12 protein-coding genes, 1 tRNA gene and 2 pseudogenes are annotated in these 15,623 nt (G+C 54.8%); all 15 read left to right on the top strand.

The genetic code is table 11. The features are described 5' to 3' along the window. The first annotated feature begins 74 nt into the window (after positions 1-74). The 15 genes and pseudogenes from DHN12_RS02940 (at position 75) to DHN12_RS02875 (ending at position 15,611) form a co-directional block, all read left to right on the top strand. The gene (locus DHN12_RS02940; RefSeq protein WP_108858801.1) at positions 75-1,301 is read left to right on the top strand and encodes an aminotransferase class V-fold PLP-dependent enzyme; all 1,227 of its coding nucleotides are present in this window, start codon (positions 75-77) and stop codon (positions 1,299-1,301) included. A 54-nt stretch (positions 1,302-1,355) separates the two neighbouring features. Then, on the top strand, positions 1,356-2,780 hold the full coding sequence (locus DHN12_RS02935; protein ID WP_108858800.1) for a deoxyribodipyrimidine photo-lyase: 1,425 nt from the start codon (positions 1,356-1,358) through the stop codon (positions 2,778-2,780). A gap of 69 nt (positions 2,781-2,849) precedes the next feature. Further along, positions 2,850-4,058 (top strand): cyclopropane-fatty-acyl-phospholipid synthase family protein, encoded by a 1,209-nt coding sequence (locus DHN12_RS02930; RefSeq protein WP_108858799.1) that lies wholly within the window; start codon positions 2,850-2,852, stop codon positions 4,056-4,058. Between the two features lie 16 nt (positions 4,059-4,074). After that, positions 4,075-4,515, top strand: a complete 441-nt coding sequence (locus DHN12_RS02925; protein ID WP_108858798.1) for a TrgA family protein — start codon at positions 4,075-4,077, stop codon at positions 4,513-4,515. 32 nt (positions 4,516-4,547) lie between these two features. Further along, a complete protein-coding gene (locus DHN12_RS02920) occupies positions 4,548-5,663 on the top strand; it encodes an NUDIX domain-containing protein (protein ID WP_108858797.1) in 1,116 nt (371 codons plus the stop codon). 69 nt (positions 5,664-5,732) lie between these two features. Then, positions 5,733-6,767 carry a cysteine synthase A gene (locus DHN12_RS02915; protein ID WP_108858796.1) on the top strand — a complete coding sequence of 345 codons (1,035 nt, stop codon included), beginning with the start codon at positions 5,733-5,735 and terminating at the stop codon, positions 6,765-6,767. Then, a complete protein-coding gene (locus DHN12_RS02910; protein WP_108858795.1) occupies positions 6,767-9,196 on the top strand; it encodes a DUF3772 domain-containing protein in 2,430 nt (809 codons plus the stop codon). Before DHN12_RS02915 ends, DHN12_RS02910 begins: the two co-directional genes overlap by 1 nt. An 89-nt stretch (positions 9,197-9,285) precedes the next feature. Beyond that, positions 9,286-9,375 (top strand) — tRNA-Ser (locus tag DHN12_RS02905). A 430-nt stretch (positions 9,376-9,805) separates the two neighbouring features. Continuing rightward, a complete protein-coding gene (locus tag DHN12_RS02900; protein WP_058271332.1) occupies positions 9,806-10,513 on the top strand; it encodes an IS6 family transposase in 708 nt (235 codons plus the stop codon). 108 nt (positions 10,514-10,621) lie between these two features. Beyond that, the gene (locus DHN12_RS24340; RefSeq protein WP_159089953.1) at positions 10,622-10,795 is read left to right on the top strand and encodes a hypothetical protein; all 174 of its coding nucleotides are present in this window, start codon (positions 10,622-10,624) and stop codon (positions 10,793-10,795) included. 106 nt (positions 10,796-10,901) lie between these two features. After that, a complete protein-coding gene (locus DHN12_RS02895) occupies positions 10,902-12,161 on the top strand; it encodes a Xaa-Pro peptidase family protein (RefSeq protein ID WP_108858794.1) in 1,260 nt (419 codons plus the stop codon). A 107-nt stretch (positions 12,162-12,268) separates the two neighbouring features. Next, positions 12,269-12,358, top strand: a pseudogene (locus DHN12_RS02890) (IS6 family transposase); the annotation flags it as partial. 335 nt (positions 12,359-12,693) lie between these two features. After that, positions 12,694-13,122 (top strand): cytochrome c, encoded by a 429-nt coding sequence (locus DHN12_RS02885; protein ID WP_108858793.1) that lies wholly within the window; start codon positions 12,694-12,696, stop codon positions 13,120-13,122. 43 nt (positions 13,123-13,165) lie between these two features. Beyond that, positions 13,166-14,683: a bifunctional aminoglycoside phosphotransferase/ATP-binding protein gene (locus DHN12_RS02880; protein WP_108858792.1), complete on the top strand. Its 1,518-nt coding sequence runs from the start codon at positions 13,166-13,168 to the stop codon at positions 14,681-14,683. Positions 14,684-14,903: 220 nt separating this feature from the next. After that, positions 14,904-15,611 (top strand): annotated as a pseudogene (locus DHN12_RS02875) (IS6 family transposase). The last annotated feature ends 12 nt before the right edge of the window (positions 15,612-15,623 follow it).

Genomic DNA, 15,623 nt, shown 5'->3' with positions numbered 1-15,623 from the left:
ATGATTTCTGAGGGTTTCGAAATCATGCTCGGACGCCTCTAGAATGAACGCGCATGATCAAGGAGAGACGTGCCATGAGCACTCTGGATATCAATTTTGTCCGGTCACAGTTTCCGGCCTTTTACGAGCCCAGCCTGCAAGAGCAGGCATTCTTCGAAAACGCTGGTGGGTCATACACTTGCAAGCCGGTTCTCGACCGCCTGACGCGGTATTATACCCAGCGAAAAGTGCAACCCTATGCACCCTATGAGGCCAGCCGCCTTGCCGGCGAGGAAATGGACGAAGCCCGGGCACGCATGGCAGCCATATTGGGCGTTGAGACGGATGAGCTGAGCTTTGGCCCTTCGACTACGCAGAACACCTATGTTCTGGCGCAAGCTTTCCGCCAATGGATGCAACCGGGCGAGGCCATCATTGTCACCAATCAGGATCATGAGGCAAATTCAGGTCCGTGGCGGCGACTAGCGGACGAGGGAATCGAAATCCGCGAATGGCAGATTGATCCCGAAACAGGGTCGTTGAAGCCGATGGATCTGGAAAACCTATTGGATGGAAACGTGCGTCTGGTGTGCTTTCCCCATTGCTCGAACGTGATCGGAGAGATCAACCCGGTTACCGAGATCACCGCGATTGCCCATGCAGCGGGGGCATTTGTATGCGTGGATGGCGTGTCTTACGCACCACACGGGTTTCCGAACGTGGGTGATCTGGGGCCGGATATCTATCTGTTTTCGGCCTACAAAACATACGGACCGCATCAGGGTTGTATGGTCATCCGGCGTACGTTGGGGGAGATGCTGCCGAACCAGGGGCACTACTTCAACGGCGACGTGCTGTACCAACGGTTTACTCCGGCGGGGCCGGACCATGCCCAGATTGCGGCCAGCGCGGGCATGGCAGACTATGTTGATCTGCTGTGCGACCATCATAGCGGGCCAACCGGAGAAGCGGCCGAGCGTGGTTCATTCGCCCATGATCTGATGCGCTCGCATGAGGTCGCATTGCTGCAACCGCTTCTGGATGCGGTCAAAGACCGCAACGCCGTTCGCCTGATCGGAACATCCGATGCCAGCCATCGCGCGCCGACTGTGGCCCTGGCGCTGAACCGCAATGCCGAAGCGGTTGCCGCGGATCTGACTGGATATGGTATTATGGCTGGTGGGGGTGATTTCTATGCTGTGCGCCCGTTGACGGCTATGGGCGTCGATCCGGATCAGGGCGTGCTGCGGGTCAGTTTCACGCACTATACGTCTCAACAGGAAATTGATCAGCTTTTGAATGCACTAGACGACGTTTTGTGATCCAATTCCCGCTCTGCTTCGTAACCGAAGAAAGAAGAAAAGAGCAGGGCGGACATGGAACAGCAGCGGTCACCGATCATAATGTGGTTCCGACGGGATTTGCGCCTGTCGGATCACCCTGCACTGAGCGCCGCGGTTGAGAGCGGGCAACCGATCATACCAGTTTTCATTCTGGACCACACGGTCCAGGCTTTGGGCGCAGCGCCAAAATGGCGTCTTGGATTGGGCCTTAATGCTTTTGCCCAGGCGCTGGAACAGGCTGGCAGCCGCCTGATCCTGCGGCATGGGGATGCGCTGAGCGTTCTGCAGCAACTGGTCGTCGAAACCGGCGCAAGCGGTGTGTTTTGGACCCGCGCATATGACCCGGACGCCATTGCCAGAGATACGAAGATCAAGACGGCTCTGACCGACCAAAGTGTCACGGTTAAATCCTTCGCCGGCCATCTTTTGTTCGAACCTTGGACAGTGGCGACGAAAACAGGGCAGCCGTTCCGTGTGTTCACTCCAATGTGGCGTTCAGTGCGCAGCCGGGATGTTCCGGCCCCAAACAACGCTGTGTCTCATCTCATACCGCCCGCGATGTGGCCCGTTTCTGAAAATCTTGAGGATTGGCATCTGGGCGCGCAGATGCGCCGCGGAGCATCCGTGGTCACACCCCATGTCCGACCGGGCGAAACCGCAGCATTTGAGGCGTTGCATCAATTTCTGGACCGCATCGCCGACTATTCAGATCACCGGGATCGTATGGACTTGGACGGAACATCTAACCTGTCCGAGTATCTGTCTTTAGGTGAAATTGGCCCGCGCAGTGTCTGGCACGCAGTTCAGCGGGCCGGAATGACGGGAGTTCAGGGGGGCGAACCCTATTTGCGCCAATTGGTCTGGCGCGAATTTGCTTATCAGTTGATGTATCACACTCCATCCTTGCTCAGCGGTAATTGGAAGCCTGAGTGGAATAGATTTCCCTGGAGTACTGATGCGGACCAGCCCGAAGTTCTCGCCTGGAAGCAGGCGAAAACCGGCGTTCCGGGCGTCGATGCGGGGTTACGGCAGATGTATGTGACAGGGCGAATGCACAATCGGGCCCGGATGATCGTGGCGAGTTACCTGACCAAGCATCTGATGACGCATTGGAAAATTGGCATGGATTGGTTCGCGGATTGTCTGGTCGACTGGGATCCGGCGGCAAACGCGATGGGCTGGCAATGGGTTGCAGGGTCGGGGCCGGATGCCTCGCCTTTCTTTCGCATCTTCAATCCGCAAACACAGCAGGAAAAGTTCGATCCGCAATCGGACTTCGTTCGGCAATGGATTGCCGAGGAGCAGGCCAAGCCATCGGCAACAGCACTGGCGTATTTTGATGCGGTTCCGAAGTCATGGAACCTCAGCCCACAGGACCCATACCCGCAACCCGGTGTCACTTTGGCAGCCGGTCGGGCGCGTGCATTGGCGGCCTATGAGGGCCGAAAAAACCAGTAACGAATTGAAAACTTGCCACAAACACAAACTCGGCCTAGCCTGTTTGCGCGGCCGCACAGAGGAGAGCGGATGACTTTGATGACCACCGAAGGGCAGAAAGACCTGCCCAGATACTTTGCGCAAGTATTCAAAATGGTTAGCCGGATGCAGTCTGGCCGATTGGACATCGGACTGCCGGATGGTCGTGTATTCCGAACCGAGGGCACCAAACCCGGGCCGGTTGCACGTGTGGATATCCACAATCCAGACGTTTTTGCCCGCCTGGTCCGTGAAGGTGAACTCGGTTTTTCCGACGCATATCTGGAAGGTGACTGGAGCACGCCGGACCTGCGATCCTTTATGGACCTCGTGCATATGGGTAATGAAACGGTCTACGACGATTTCACCGGCAAAGTCCTTGTGCAGATGTATGAGCGGCTGCGGTTCTGGTTGCACCGCAATAACCGGACACAGGCCAAAAAGAACATCTCGTACCATTATGATCTGGGCAATGATTTCTATCGTTTGTGGCTTGATGACACGATGACCTATTCCAGCGCACTATTCGAAACAGGGCAGGAAAGTCTGGAAAAGGCGCAAACCGCAAAATATGCCAGCATGGTCGATGAAATGGGTGCAAAACCCGGAGATCATATTCTTGAGATTGGCTGCGGCTGGGGTGGGTTCGCTGAATACGCTGCGAAAGAGCGTGGCCTGCGGGTCACAGGTTTGACGATCAGTCAAGAGCAGTTGAAGTTTGCGAGGCAGCGTATTGAAAGTGCTGGGCTTTCAGATTTTGTCGAATTCAAATTGCAGGATTACCGGGATGAACGTGGCCAGTATGACGGAATCGCATCGATCGAGATGTTCGAAGCGGTAGGTCAAAAGTACTGGCCTGTGTATTTCGACACTGTGCGTGAGCGATTAAAACCCGGGGCGCAAGCGACGTTGCAAATTATCACAGTCGCGGATCATAGATGGGATGTATATCGTAACGGTATTGATTTCATTCAGAAATATATTTTCCCGGGCGGCATGCTTCCGGCGCCGTCCATTTTGAAGGAACAAGTTGCTCAGGCGGGTTTGAAAGTCGTCAATTCGAAAGAATTCGGTAAAAGCTATGACCTGACCCTGCGCCGCTGGTATGACACGTTCAACGGCAAGTGGGACGAAATCTCGGAAATGGGCTTTGATGAGCGTTTTCGCCGCATGTGGAATTATTATTTGACCGCCTGCGGAGCAGCCTTTGACACCGGTAATTGCGATGTGACACAGATCACTATAGCGAAACCGAGTTAAGGAACGGACTTCAGAAATGCCCACTGCCCCCAAGCTTGTTTCTGGCTTATGCCTATTGATCGTGGCGTTCTTAGTTTCGAGTATGGTCATCGAAAACGGTGATGAAGGTAAGAACTACGGGATGTTTACTTACGTGAACATGGCTTTGGGCGTGATTTGCGGATGGTGGATCATGGGCAAACGTGCCGGTAGGGGCTGGACTGCAGCAATCAACAATGGATTGACCGGAATAGTGGCGCTGGTGTTCTGGGGACTGTTTGTTCAGGGTGTCAACGAAATGTTTCGCCTGGCAATGCGCCATCGTTATGACGGCCCGTTCGAGGCGCTGATCTCTATCTTTAAAATCGGCGTTGAATATGGCCAGCAACTTGTGGTGCCCGAAATTTTGTGGACTTTGGTCATTGGGGCTTTGGTCACTGGGCTGGTCACCGAGGAAGCGGCCCGCCGGTGGCGGTGAGCTAACAACTTAAAGTACGAAAGAACCCAACAGTGTCAGATCTGTTCTTTTATGGCACGCTGCGGCACTTGCCTTTGCTGGAGCTTGTCTTGGGACGTCCAGCGTCCAAACTTGAATTTGCCCAGGCCACCCTGAAAGATCATGTAGTCCATAGCGTGCAGGATCAGGCCTTTCCCATGATTATTCATGAGGAAGGCGGTCTGGCTAAAGGGTTGTTGCTCCGGGGATTGAGTGAAGAAGATCAGAACCGTTTAGTCTTCTACGAGGGTGGCTTTGATTACGACCTGCGGGAGCAGACAGTTGATCTGGTCGACGGGGCGAAATCGCAAGCCCTTGTGTTCTACCCTGAGCCAGGGCTTTGGAACCGCGCCCACGTGTGGTCACTGCAGGGGTGGCTGGATGAGTGGGGCGCGATGACAATGCTCGCCGCGCAAGAGGTTATGGGGTTTTACGGCAAGATCGATGCGGAACTGATTGCGCGCAGCTTTCCGTCGATCCGGACGCGTGCATGGGCGAAGCTGGCTGCGCGTCAACGTACGACAGGCGATGCACGAGACACCGCCAATGACGTCATCGTGCACGACCGCAAACCGGCATATGTCAATTATTTCGGGATGGAAGAAGTCGCGTTGCAGCATCGCCAGTACGATGGCGCGATGGGCAAAGTTCTGAACCGCAGCAGCCTGATGCAGGGCAGCGCCGTGATCGTCCTGCCATATGATCCTGTGCGCGACACGGTGCTGTTGGTCGAACAATTCAGGGCACCGATCTTTCTGGCTGAGGATCCTGAACCCTGGATGTGGGAGCCGGTCGCCGGAATGATCGACCCAGGCGAAACGCCGGAACAGGCGGCCCTGCGCGAGTCCGAAGAAGAAGCCCAGATTGCGCTGAACCGGCTGGAATATGCAGGCGGCGCGTATTCCTCCAGCGGGTCATCGACTGAATTTCTATACCTTTATGTCGGGCTGGCTGATCTGACCAAGACCATCGAAGATGGTGGGTTGGCAACGGAAGGTGAGGATATCCGAACCCAGATTCTGCCTTTCAGTGATTTCTTAGACAAGGTCGACAGTCATGGGTTCAAGGATTTGCCGCTTTTGGCGGTGGCCCATTGGCTTGCACGTCACCGTGAGCGCCTGCGCGGATGATTTTCGCCGCTTGTGGTCATCGCGCACCACAGGTAAATCTGCGTTGATCCGAAATGAAATGAGGGCGCCATGCGCATTGCACGAGACCTTGCCGACGCAGTCGGAAAAACCCCGCTGATCCGCCTGCGTCGCATCAGCGAAGAGACCGGGTGCGAGATTCTCGGCAAGGCCGAATTCATGAACCCCGGCCAGTCGGTCAAGGATCGTGCGGCGCTCTACATCATCCGCGATGCCATTGCGCGTGGCGACCTGAAACCGGGCGGCACCATTGTCGAAGGTACAGCGGGTAACACCGGGATCGGTCTGGCGCTTGTTGGTGCGTCGATGGGGTTCAAGACCGTCATCGTCATCCCGGAAACGCAGTCCGAAGAGAAAAAGGACATGCTGCGACTAGCTGGGGCTCAGCTGGTTCAGGTTCCGGCCGCACCGTATCGCAACCCCAACAATTTCGTACACTATTCCCGTCGTTTGGCCGAAGAACTGGCGCAGACCGAGCCCAACGGCGCGATCTGGGCCAACCAGTTCGACAATGTTGCGAACCGTCAGGCGCATGTGGAAACGACCGGTCCCGAAATCTGGGAACAGACCGATGGCAAAGTTGACGGGTTCGTCTGTGCCGTGGGCTCGGGCGGTACATTGGCGGGCGTAGCGGACGCGTTGCAGCCCAAAGGCGTCAAGATCGGTCTGGTCGATCCGATGGGGGCTGGGCTGTATTCGTATTACACCACCGGCGAAATCGCGATGGAGGGCGGCTCGATCGCCGAAGGCATCGGTCAGGTGCGTATCACCAAGAACCTTGAGGGGTTCAAACCTGACTTTGCTTATCAGATGACGGATAACGAGGCGCTGCCTTACATCTTTGATCTGCTGCGCGATGAAGGCCTGGTCATGGGCGGTTCAACCGCCATTAACATGGCTGGTGCGGTACGTCTGGCCAAAGATCTGGGACCGGGCCACACCATCGTGACCATCCTGTGTGACTACGGAACTCGCTATCAGTCCAAGCTGTTCAACCCGGACTTTCTGCGTGAAAAGGAATTGCCTGTCCCGGACTGGATGACCGAAGCTCCACGCAGTATCCCCGGCGTTTTTGAGGACGTGTGATGCTGCGGCGTGTTCGCCTGTTCCTGACCCTTGTTGCGGTTTGTTTTGCGATAGTTTGCGGCCCCGCTGCCGCGCAGCTTACAGATCGTCAAAGCGAATACTATCAAGGCTGGGTCAAAACGGCGGACCGTGCCGAGACGGTAATCGAGGCCGATCGTGCGTCGAACGCTTCGCTCGAAAACCTGCGCTCAGAGATCAACGGCTATAGAGATGATTTCAATCGGGCACGCGGTGCAAACACCGAACGCATCCAGACGCTTGAAAATCAGATCAAGGCTCTTGGTGCTGCGCCCGAGGGCGACGCCACCGAACCGGAAGACATTGCCACACTACGAAAGCACCTAAACGAGCAGCTGAACAGTTTGCGCGTCCCGCAGATCATCTCAGAAGAGGCATTCAGCCGGGCCAATGGTCTGATATCCGAGATAGATAAACTTTTGCGGGACCGTCAGGCGAAAGAGCTTTTAGAGCGCGGACCGTCGCCGCTGAACCCCTCCTACTGGCGACCGGCTTGGGTTGATGTGAACGAAGCTGCGCAAGCGTTGTTCAACGAAGCGCGTCGGAACCTGAAAACTGACGTGGTGCATGAACGATTGCGGTCCCGTGGGCTGGGAATTCTGGCCTTGGTTTTCGTCGCCGGCGTGCTGCTGTTTTACGGTAAGCGCTGGTCGGAAGCCGCAGGTGCGCGTCTGCGAGCACTTGGGGGGCAGGGAAGTGGCGTATGGACGTTCCTGACCTCGTTGCTGCGTATTATCCTCCCCTGGTTCGGCGTCTGGCTTCTGGTTCAGGCGGTTGTGATGACAGGTGTCCTGGGGCTGCGCGGGACGCTGTTGATGGAAAACGTGCCCTATTGGGCGGCGATCATCCTTTATTATGACTGGATTGGCCGACAGGTTTACGTGCTGCAAGCGGCGCAGGGGTTCAAAAAACTGTCCCGCCAGAAAGTCACTGAGTTACGCGTCTACCTCGATTTTCTTGCCGGGCTCCTGATCCTGCATGAACTGGTGAACCTGTTCGATCAGATCGAAAATATCTCGGATGCGACGCGCGCCGTCGTCGCCTTTCCGGTCATCGTCGCAACAGCTTTGCTTCTTCTTCGCGTCCGTCGCGTCCGCAGTGTTGATGTCCCGGTCGATGCAGGTGAGCCGTCCGAAACGGCCCGCGCTGCCGGGTTCAGCCAACTGGTCGAGTTCATTCGACGCGCTTTGTTCTTCCTGGGGATCGCCAGCCCGATTTTAGCGATGCTGGGGTATACGAATGCGGCTGAGGCAATCGTTTTCCCGGCCGTGCGTTCATTGGTTCTTATTGCAGCGCTGGTCATCGTCCAACGCTTCCTGACGTCTGTTTACGGCTGGCTTGGCGGGCAGGGCGATAAGGCCAAGGACTCGCTGTTTTCGGTTCTCATCGGCTTTGCAATGGCCATTGTGGCTATGCCCGTGCTCGCGCTGTATTGGGGTGCGCGTCAAACCGACCTGCAGGAAGTCTGGTCGCGCCTGCTGCAGGGGTTTGACATTGGCGGGGTAACCATCTCGCCCAGCAACTTCTTTACCTTCCTTGTCATATTTGCCATCGGCTATGGCCTGACGCGGATGCTACAAAGCGGGCTGCGCAATTCTCTGCTGCCAAAGACCAGTATTGATCCGGGCGGGCAAAACGCGATTGTGTCGGGCACCGGATATGTCGGTATTTTCCTGGCCGCGCTGATTGCGATTACGATTGCCGGTTTCAACCTGTCATCGCTGGCTATTGTTGCCGGTGCGTTGTCGGTGGGGATCGGCTTTGGTCTGCAGACCATCGTGTCGAATTTTGTGTCGGGCATTATCCTGTTGGTCGAACGCCCAATCTCGAAAGGGGATTGGATCGACGTGAATGGGATGATGGGGTACGTCCGTGATATCTCGGTCCGGTCCACGCGGATCGAGACGTTTGACCGAACGGATGTGATCGTTCCGAACTCGGATCTGATCAGCGGCGTTGTCACGAACTATACACGCGGCAATACGATCGGGCGGGTGATTGTACCGGTCGGGGTTGCCTATGGGACTGATACCCGAATGGTAGAGAAGATTCTGGGCGAAATCGCGAATTCACACCCGATGGTTTTGGCGAATCCAGCCCCCAGTGTGGTGTTCCAGGGGTTTGGCGCAGATTCGCTGGACTTTGAAATCCGGGCCATCCTACGAGATGTAAACTGGGTGTTGTCGGTCAAATCCGATATGAACCACGATATCAACCGGCGCTTTGTCGAAGAAGGGATCGAAATCCCATTTGCACAACGCGATGTCTGGTTGCGAAACCCCGAGGCGTTGCAGGGCAGCGAAGCCCAACCCAGCAAGAACACCGACGAAACAACGTCCGCAAAACCATCCACTGATCCTGTCGCGATGACTGAGGGCGATTTGGCAGATGGTGACGGCGACGAGATTTAATCGCCTTTGCAAGGCTTTCGATTTCAGTGAAATTTCACCTCAATGGGGCCTTGCAAATCCCCCGGCGATAGTTCAAAAAACGCCGGCACGGAGAGGTGGCCGAGTGGTCGAAGGCGCACGCCTGGAAAGTGTGTAGGCGGGAGACCGTCTCCAGGGTTCGAATCCCTGTCTCTCCGCCACCCATATAACCTATTGAAATATATCAAGAATGTACCCGATTTTGGCCCGTATTTTCCGGCGCTTGCGCGGCGTTCGGGACGTCGGAGACGGTGCGCATAGCAGTGATATGTGGAATTCCGGCGATGGGTCTCCGGTGGCCGCAACACGGGTGTCGGTTTTGTCTTTGGATTTCCCTGCTCGCAGGGAATTTTCAGGGAATTTCTACAAATGCCGCCGTTTTTAGAGGCCTTAGTCGGAAATTCCCGTTCAATTTCAATGCTGTGAAGCGCTTTTCCCTGCGTGGATCAGCAGGGAAATTGCAGGGAATTCGAGGGCGATTGACGGTGATCGCGCGAACGGCAAATTGTCGGTTTGCAATTAAGCCGTTCAGAGGGTCTTGTCAGAAGAACTTTGCTTGAGCGGGGCAGGGCAGTTGCGTAGCTTTTGCCCATGACCAGACCTGCCTCATTCAAATACTTTAAAACCAGTCCCGAGATCATCCGCCTTGCGGTGATGCTGTACATCCGTTTCCCGCTCTCGCTTCGGAATGTCGAAGATCTGCTGCACGAGAGAGGCATCGACGTGAGCCACGAAACTATCCGATATTGGTGGAACAGGTTTGGCCCGATGTTTGCTGCTGAGATCAGACGGAAGCGTGTTCAGCAGCTGCGCGCATTCTCCAAATGGAAGTGGCACGTGGACGAGGTTTTCGTGAAGGTGAATGGCAAGCGGCACTATCTTTGGCGGGCTGTTGATCATGAAGGCGAGGTGCTGGAAGCCGTTGTCACCAAACGCCGAAACAAGGCTGCAGCACTGAAATTCCTCAAGAAGTTAATGAAGCGACACGGCAAAGCGGAAACCGTCGTGACGGATCGCTTCGCCTCATACAGAGCYGCGCTCAAAGAACTGGATGCACTCGAAAAACAAAGGACGGGCAGGTGGCTCAACAACCGCGTCGAGAACTCGCACCTGCCTTTCCGACGAAGAGAACGGGCCATGCTGCGTTTCAGGCGTATGCGAAGTTTACAGAAATTCGCCTCCATCCATTCTTCCGTTTACAACCACTTCAACCAGGAAAGATCGTTAGCCAGTCGAGACACCTTCAAGCTGACCCGCGCCGCCGCTCTTAGCGAGTGGCGTCAACTTTGTTCCGGATAAGTTCGCGATTTCCGCGGCAAACTGAGCCTAGTTCGAATTAGTCTGACAGCACCCTATGAAGGTGTCGCCGCCGTTTTGGCCGGGAAAGACCCTGACACCAAGCGGATTATGCCGGAACCCGGTGCGCTGAATGTCTTTCGCGGCGTCAACACCCCGCATCGTGTTGTTCCGGTTCAGGGGGTCAAAGATCGGGTGATTGCGACCTTTTCCTACTACGAGAAGCCCGGCGTCATCTTTTCCGCCGAGGAACAGCTGGGTTTCTACGGGCGCACGGTCGACTGAAGCAGCCGCGTTGTTTCCATTGCAACCCGGGGAGTGTTTTCAACAAAGCCTATCACTGGCTTGCAACCCAGGTGTTGCAAGCCGCCTTTCGTGAAGAGAAGCCCGCATGACCCAGACCCAGAACGTTTTTAAAGACGACCGAAAGCTGACCTATCTCAACAGCGAAGGCGCCGACAAACCGCTGATCAGCCCGGTCAGCCCGGACACGCTGGACAAAGCCCGGGCCCACCGTTTGGGGCGCTTACGTGAACAGATGGCGTTACGCGATGTGGCCGGGCTTCTGCTCTATGATCCGATCAACATCCGCTATGCGTTCGACAGTTCGAACATGCAGGTCTGGACCAGCCACAACCCGGTGCGGTACGCGATGATCCTTGCGGACGGGCCGGCGATATTGTGGGAGTTCAAGGGCTGCGAACACCTCAATGACGGCCTGCCCGGTATCGACGAGATCCGCACCGCCGTCTCCTGGATGTTCATGACCAAGGGCGACAAAGCTCCCGCAGGCGTCAATCTCTGGGCGGATGAGATCGCCGACCTTGTGCACCAGCACGGCGGCGGCAACCGGCGTTTTGCAGCAGACAAATTGGATGGCCCGGGTCTGCACGCGCTGGCGGCCCGGGGGTTTACCTATGTCGAGGGCACCGACTTGACCGAGCGTGCCCGTTCGATCAAGTCGGCGGAGGAGATCGAGTTGATGCGTTGGACGATCAGGGTTTGCGAAGCCGGAATGGCGCGGATCTACGAACATTCGGTTCCCGGCGCAACCGAGCGCGAGCTATGGGGGCATCTGCATTTCGAAAATGCGCGGTCTGGTGGCGATTGGCTGGAAACCAAACTCTTGACCTGCGGACCGAACACCAACCCATGGTACAAGGAATGTTCTGACCGGAAATGTCAGGCGGGTGAGATGATCTCGTTCGATACCGACATGATCGGCCCCTACGGCTATTGCGCCGACCTCAGCCGTAGTTGGACCTGCGGCTTTACACCGATGACCAACACGCAGAGATGGATTTACTCGACGGCGCTTGAGCAGGTCGACCACAACCTGGACATCCTGAAGCCGGGCATGAGTTTTTCCGAATACAACGAGAAAAGCTGGCGCATCCCAGATCAGCATGTCGATTACCGGTATTCGCTCGCAGCGCACGGGGTTGGGATGGCTGATGAATGGCCGGTGATCCCGCTGCATGTCGATTTCGATGAAACCGCGATGTCGGGCGTGATCGAGCCCGGCATGGTGATTTGCGTCGAAAGCCTGATGGCAGAGAAGCGATCTGAAAGCGTCAAGCTGGAAACCCAGGTTCTGGTGACGGAAACCGGATGTGAACGGTTGGACAGCTTCCCGTGGGAAGACGTCTGATTTCTTCAAACCCGCAATGGTCACCTGGAAACAAGGGCAATCCGGATATGGGCATTGTCAGACTAAACCAGCTTGAGCCGGGCAGGGCGGTTTCATAGCCTCACAGGATGACCAAACCTGACCCATTTCGCTATTTCAAAACGAGCCGTGAGATCATCCGTCTGGCGGTAATGCTGTATGTTCGTTTCCCGCTGTCCGACGCAAGTACTAGTCTGTTTGAAAGATCTCGCTTAACCACCATTCGAGCGCGCGCAACGTCGGTTCTTTTTTCTGAAAGCGGGTTACAAATAAGAAAACGGTGTGAACTTTCAAACGAATTTTGTCCATCTTCATCTGACCTATATCAAGGAATCGGACGGGACACGAATGCTAAGATTGGAATGTTAAGTGGTGAAGCTGTTTTTCGCTTTTTGCTGTCCGCTCCAATAGCCGTTTTCGAAGTCTGCGAAAAAAGCGGAGTTGGTACCCATAAGGACACTGCCATGTTTCAAATCTTGAAGGGCAAAAGACTCAGTTTTGGTGGGCTGAGACTATGAAAAAACTGACGGCAGTAATCCTGGTTGGCTCCGTGTTTTATCCGTTTCAGAGTTCGGCGGAAACAGTTCCGACACAAGGCGAAGATCTATTCATCGCACACTGCGCCAAATGCCATGGCGTTGATGCTCAAGGAAATGGGCCAGCAGCGAAAGCCTTGAAAACACGACTGCCGGACTTATCCAAGATTGCCGACCGAAGAAGCGGTGTCTGGCCAATGCTAGAAGTGATGTCAATCTTGGATGGATATTTAAAAACAACGAACCCACGCGAGGACATGCCAGTTATCGCCGAGCTGAACGAAGGTTCCACGGTCAAATTTGATACGGGAAATGGCTTGGCTACAGAAGTTCCCGCCAATCTCATCGCGCTGACGGGGTATCTGGAGAGCATTCAATCTCCCAAGCCGCTTAGCTACGTGCCATGAACACCGAACCGAAAAAGACTTTTCTTGGTCGCCGGAGGCAAAGATGATTGTTGAAGACCAAAGCGAAGTAGTGGCTTTCCTGTCGGACCCAGCCACGTACGGCATCAATAAAAAAATCGACGTTATCGAAACACATATATCAATCGTTTTTCTTGCCGGAGATCGAGCATTCAAGCTCAAGAAGGCGGTCTATTTGCCTTATGCAGACTTCTCAACTTCTGAAATTCGGTCAGAGGCATGCGCAAAGGAGTTGCAACTTAACAAAATCATTTCGCCCGAAATCTATCTCGGCGTGCGGCATATTGCTCGAAGCAGCTCAGGGTTGAATTTGGACGGGCAGGGCGAGTTTGTTGACTCAGTTGTTGAGATGGTACGCTTCGATCAAGATGCAATTCTGGACCAAATGGCTGTGCGTGGAGAGTTGACCTCCAATGTAATGAGTGTCCTGGCCAAGACGATTGCCAAAGCTCATCAGTTGGCAAAAAAAGTCCAAGCCAATGGGCGTGAAAATATCGAAGCCGTCCTGGATATTAATCATGCGGGGTTTCAGCAAAGTTCGGTGTTTTCCAAGGCTGAAGTTGACCTAATTGACGGGGCTTTTCACGCGGATTTGACGCAGAGGGCACCTATCCTCGACAAACGCGCCGCGCGTGGTTGTGTTAGACTGTGCCATGGTGACCTTCATCTTCGAAACATTTGCCTTTTCGGCGGTCGCCCAAGACTCTTCGACTGTATCGATTTCAATGACCAACTGGCGACTGTTGACGTTCTTTATGATCTCGCCTTCCTAGCTATGGACCTTTGGCACAGGGATTTACGACAGTTCGCGAACCTCGTCGTAAATCACTATCTAGATATTACAGAGGAAGAAGACGGTTACTCTTGTTTGCCGTTTTTTATTGCTCTTCGAGCAGCGGTCCGAGCGCATGTCCTTGCGACCCAATCCGAAGACCCACACATCGAAGACGCAAACGACAAGCGGCAAGAAGCCCGCAGTTATTGCGAACTGGCGATGTCTCTCTTGTCTGCCTCGAAGCCGCGCTTGGTCGCGATCGGCGGGTTCAGCGGTAGCGGCAAGTCGACTATGTCGAGTGCAATTGCTACTGCCATCGGATCTGCACCCGGCGCAAGAGTGATAGAAAGTGACAGGACCCGCAAAGCAATGTTCGGGTGCGATCTACACACCAAGTTACCGGATCATGCCTATGAGCCTGAGGCTTCGGATAAAGTTTATGGTTCAATGGCGCAGAGAGCCGGCTCACTTTTGAGCGGTGGGAGCGCGGTGGTGGTCGACGCCGTTTACGATCGCCCTGGCAGAAGGAAGGAAGTCGAACAGGTCGCGCGAGATGCTTGTGTTCGCTTCGAAGGCATCTGGTTAACCGCGGCGCCGGGAGAACTCAAACGACGCGTTCAAACACGGCCTCAATCAGCTTCCGATGCGACTACGAGAGTGCTTGAAAGGCAGTTGCAAAAGCACTTGGGTCCGATCGATTGGAACCATATTAAGACCTCTTGTACGATAGAAGAAACGCGATTGAAGATTTTGAAAACGCTGGCTTGAAATTGTCAGAAGAACTTTGCTTTAGCAGGGTAGGGGTGTTGCGTAGCTTTTGCCCATGACCAGACCTGCCTCTTTCAAATATTTTAAAATCAGTCCCGAGATCATCCGCCTTACCTGGCAGTAAACAATCGCGCCGGAAGCCGCAAAGGCGAGGTGTCGGAAGGGTCTTGTCAGAAGAACTTGGGTTGAGGCGGGCAGGGTGCTCTCGCAGTCTTCGCGCATGATCAAACAATCGCCATTCAAGTACTTCAAGACCAGTCCAGAGGTCATTCGTCTGGCAGTCATGCTGTACGTTCGGTTCCCATTGTCGCTTCGGAATGTCGAAGACTTGTTGCACGAACGGGGAATTGAGGTGAGCCACGAAACCGTCCGATATTGGTGGAACAGGTTCGGCCCGATGTTTGCCTCCGAGATCAGATAAAAGCGAGTTCAGCAATTGCAAGCATACTCGAAATGGAAATGGCACGTCGACGAGGTCTTTGTGAAGGTGAATGGCAGGCGAAACTATCTGTGGCGGGTTGTTGATCACGAGGGCGAGGTGCTGGAAGCCGTTGTCACCAAACGCCGAAACAAAGCTGCAGCACTGAAATTCCTTAAGAAATTGATGAAACGGCACGGTTGCGCCGAAGAGGTCGTGACCGACCATTTTCCATCCTACAAAGCAGCGCTCAGAGATTTGGGTGCTCTCGAAAAACAACAGACGGGCAGGTGGCTCAACAACCGCGTTGAGAATTTGCACCTGCCATTCCGACGAAGAGAGCGCGCTATGCAACGTTTCAGGCGCATGCGAAATTTGCAGAAATTCACCTCCGTCCATTCCTAAGTCTACAACCACTTCAACCAGGAAAGATCGCTAGCCAGCAGAGATACTTTCAAGCTGACGCGCAGCGCTGCTCTTGCCGAGTGGCGTCAACTTTGTTCCGGGTAGTTTCACGGTTTC

Origin of the sequence: Ruegeria sp. Alg231-54 (assembly GCF_900143525.1) — a bacterium.
Taxonomy (GTDB): domain Bacteria; phylum Pseudomonadota; class Alphaproteobacteria; order Rhodobacterales; family Rhodobacteraceae; genus Ruegeria.
Note: the sequence above shows the minus strand (reverse complement) of the source record. Positions and strands in the feature narration are given on the sequence as shown.

Excerpts from the sequence above, each read along its gene's own strand:
- DHN12_RS02940 (WP_108858801.1), top strand. The coding sequence starts at position 75 with ATGAGCACTCTGGATATCAATTTTGTCCGGTCACAGTTTCCGGCCTTT.
- DHN12_RS02935 (WP_108858800.1), top strand. The coding sequence starts at position 1,356 with ATGGAACAGCAGCGGTCACCGATCATAATGTGGTTCCGACGGGATTTG.
- DHN12_RS02930 (WP_108858799.1), top strand. The coding sequence starts at position 2,850 with ATGACTTTGATGACCACCGAAGGGCAGAAAGACCTGCCCAGATACTTT.
- DHN12_RS02925 (WP_108858798.1), top strand. The coding sequence starts at position 4,075 with ATGCCCACTGCCCCCAAGCTTGTTTCTGGCTTATGCCTATTGATCGTG.
- DHN12_RS02915 (WP_108858796.1), top strand. The coding sequence starts at position 5,733 with ATGCGCATTGCACGAGACCTTGCCGACGCAGTCGGAAAAACCCCGCTG.
- DHN12_RS02910 (WP_108858795.1), top strand. The coding sequence starts at position 6,767 with ATGCTGCGGCGTGTTCGCCTGTTCCTGACCCTTGTTGCGGTTTGTTTT.
- DHN12_RS24340 (WP_159089953.1), top strand. The coding sequence starts at position 10,622 with ATGCCGGAACCCGGTGCGCTGAATGTCTTTCGCGGCGTCAACACCCCG.
- DHN12_RS02895 (WP_108858794.1), top strand. The coding sequence starts at position 10,902 with ATGACCCAGACCCAGAACGTTTTTAAAGACGACCGAAAGCTGACCTAT.
- DHN12_RS02885 (WP_108858793.1), top strand. The coding sequence starts at position 12,694 with ATGAAAAAACTGACGGCAGTAATCCTGGTTGGCTCCGTGTTTTATCCG.
- DHN12_RS02880 (WP_108858792.1), top strand. The coding sequence starts at position 13,166 with ATGATTGTTGAAGACCAAAGCGAAGTAGTGGCTTTCCTGTCGGACCCA.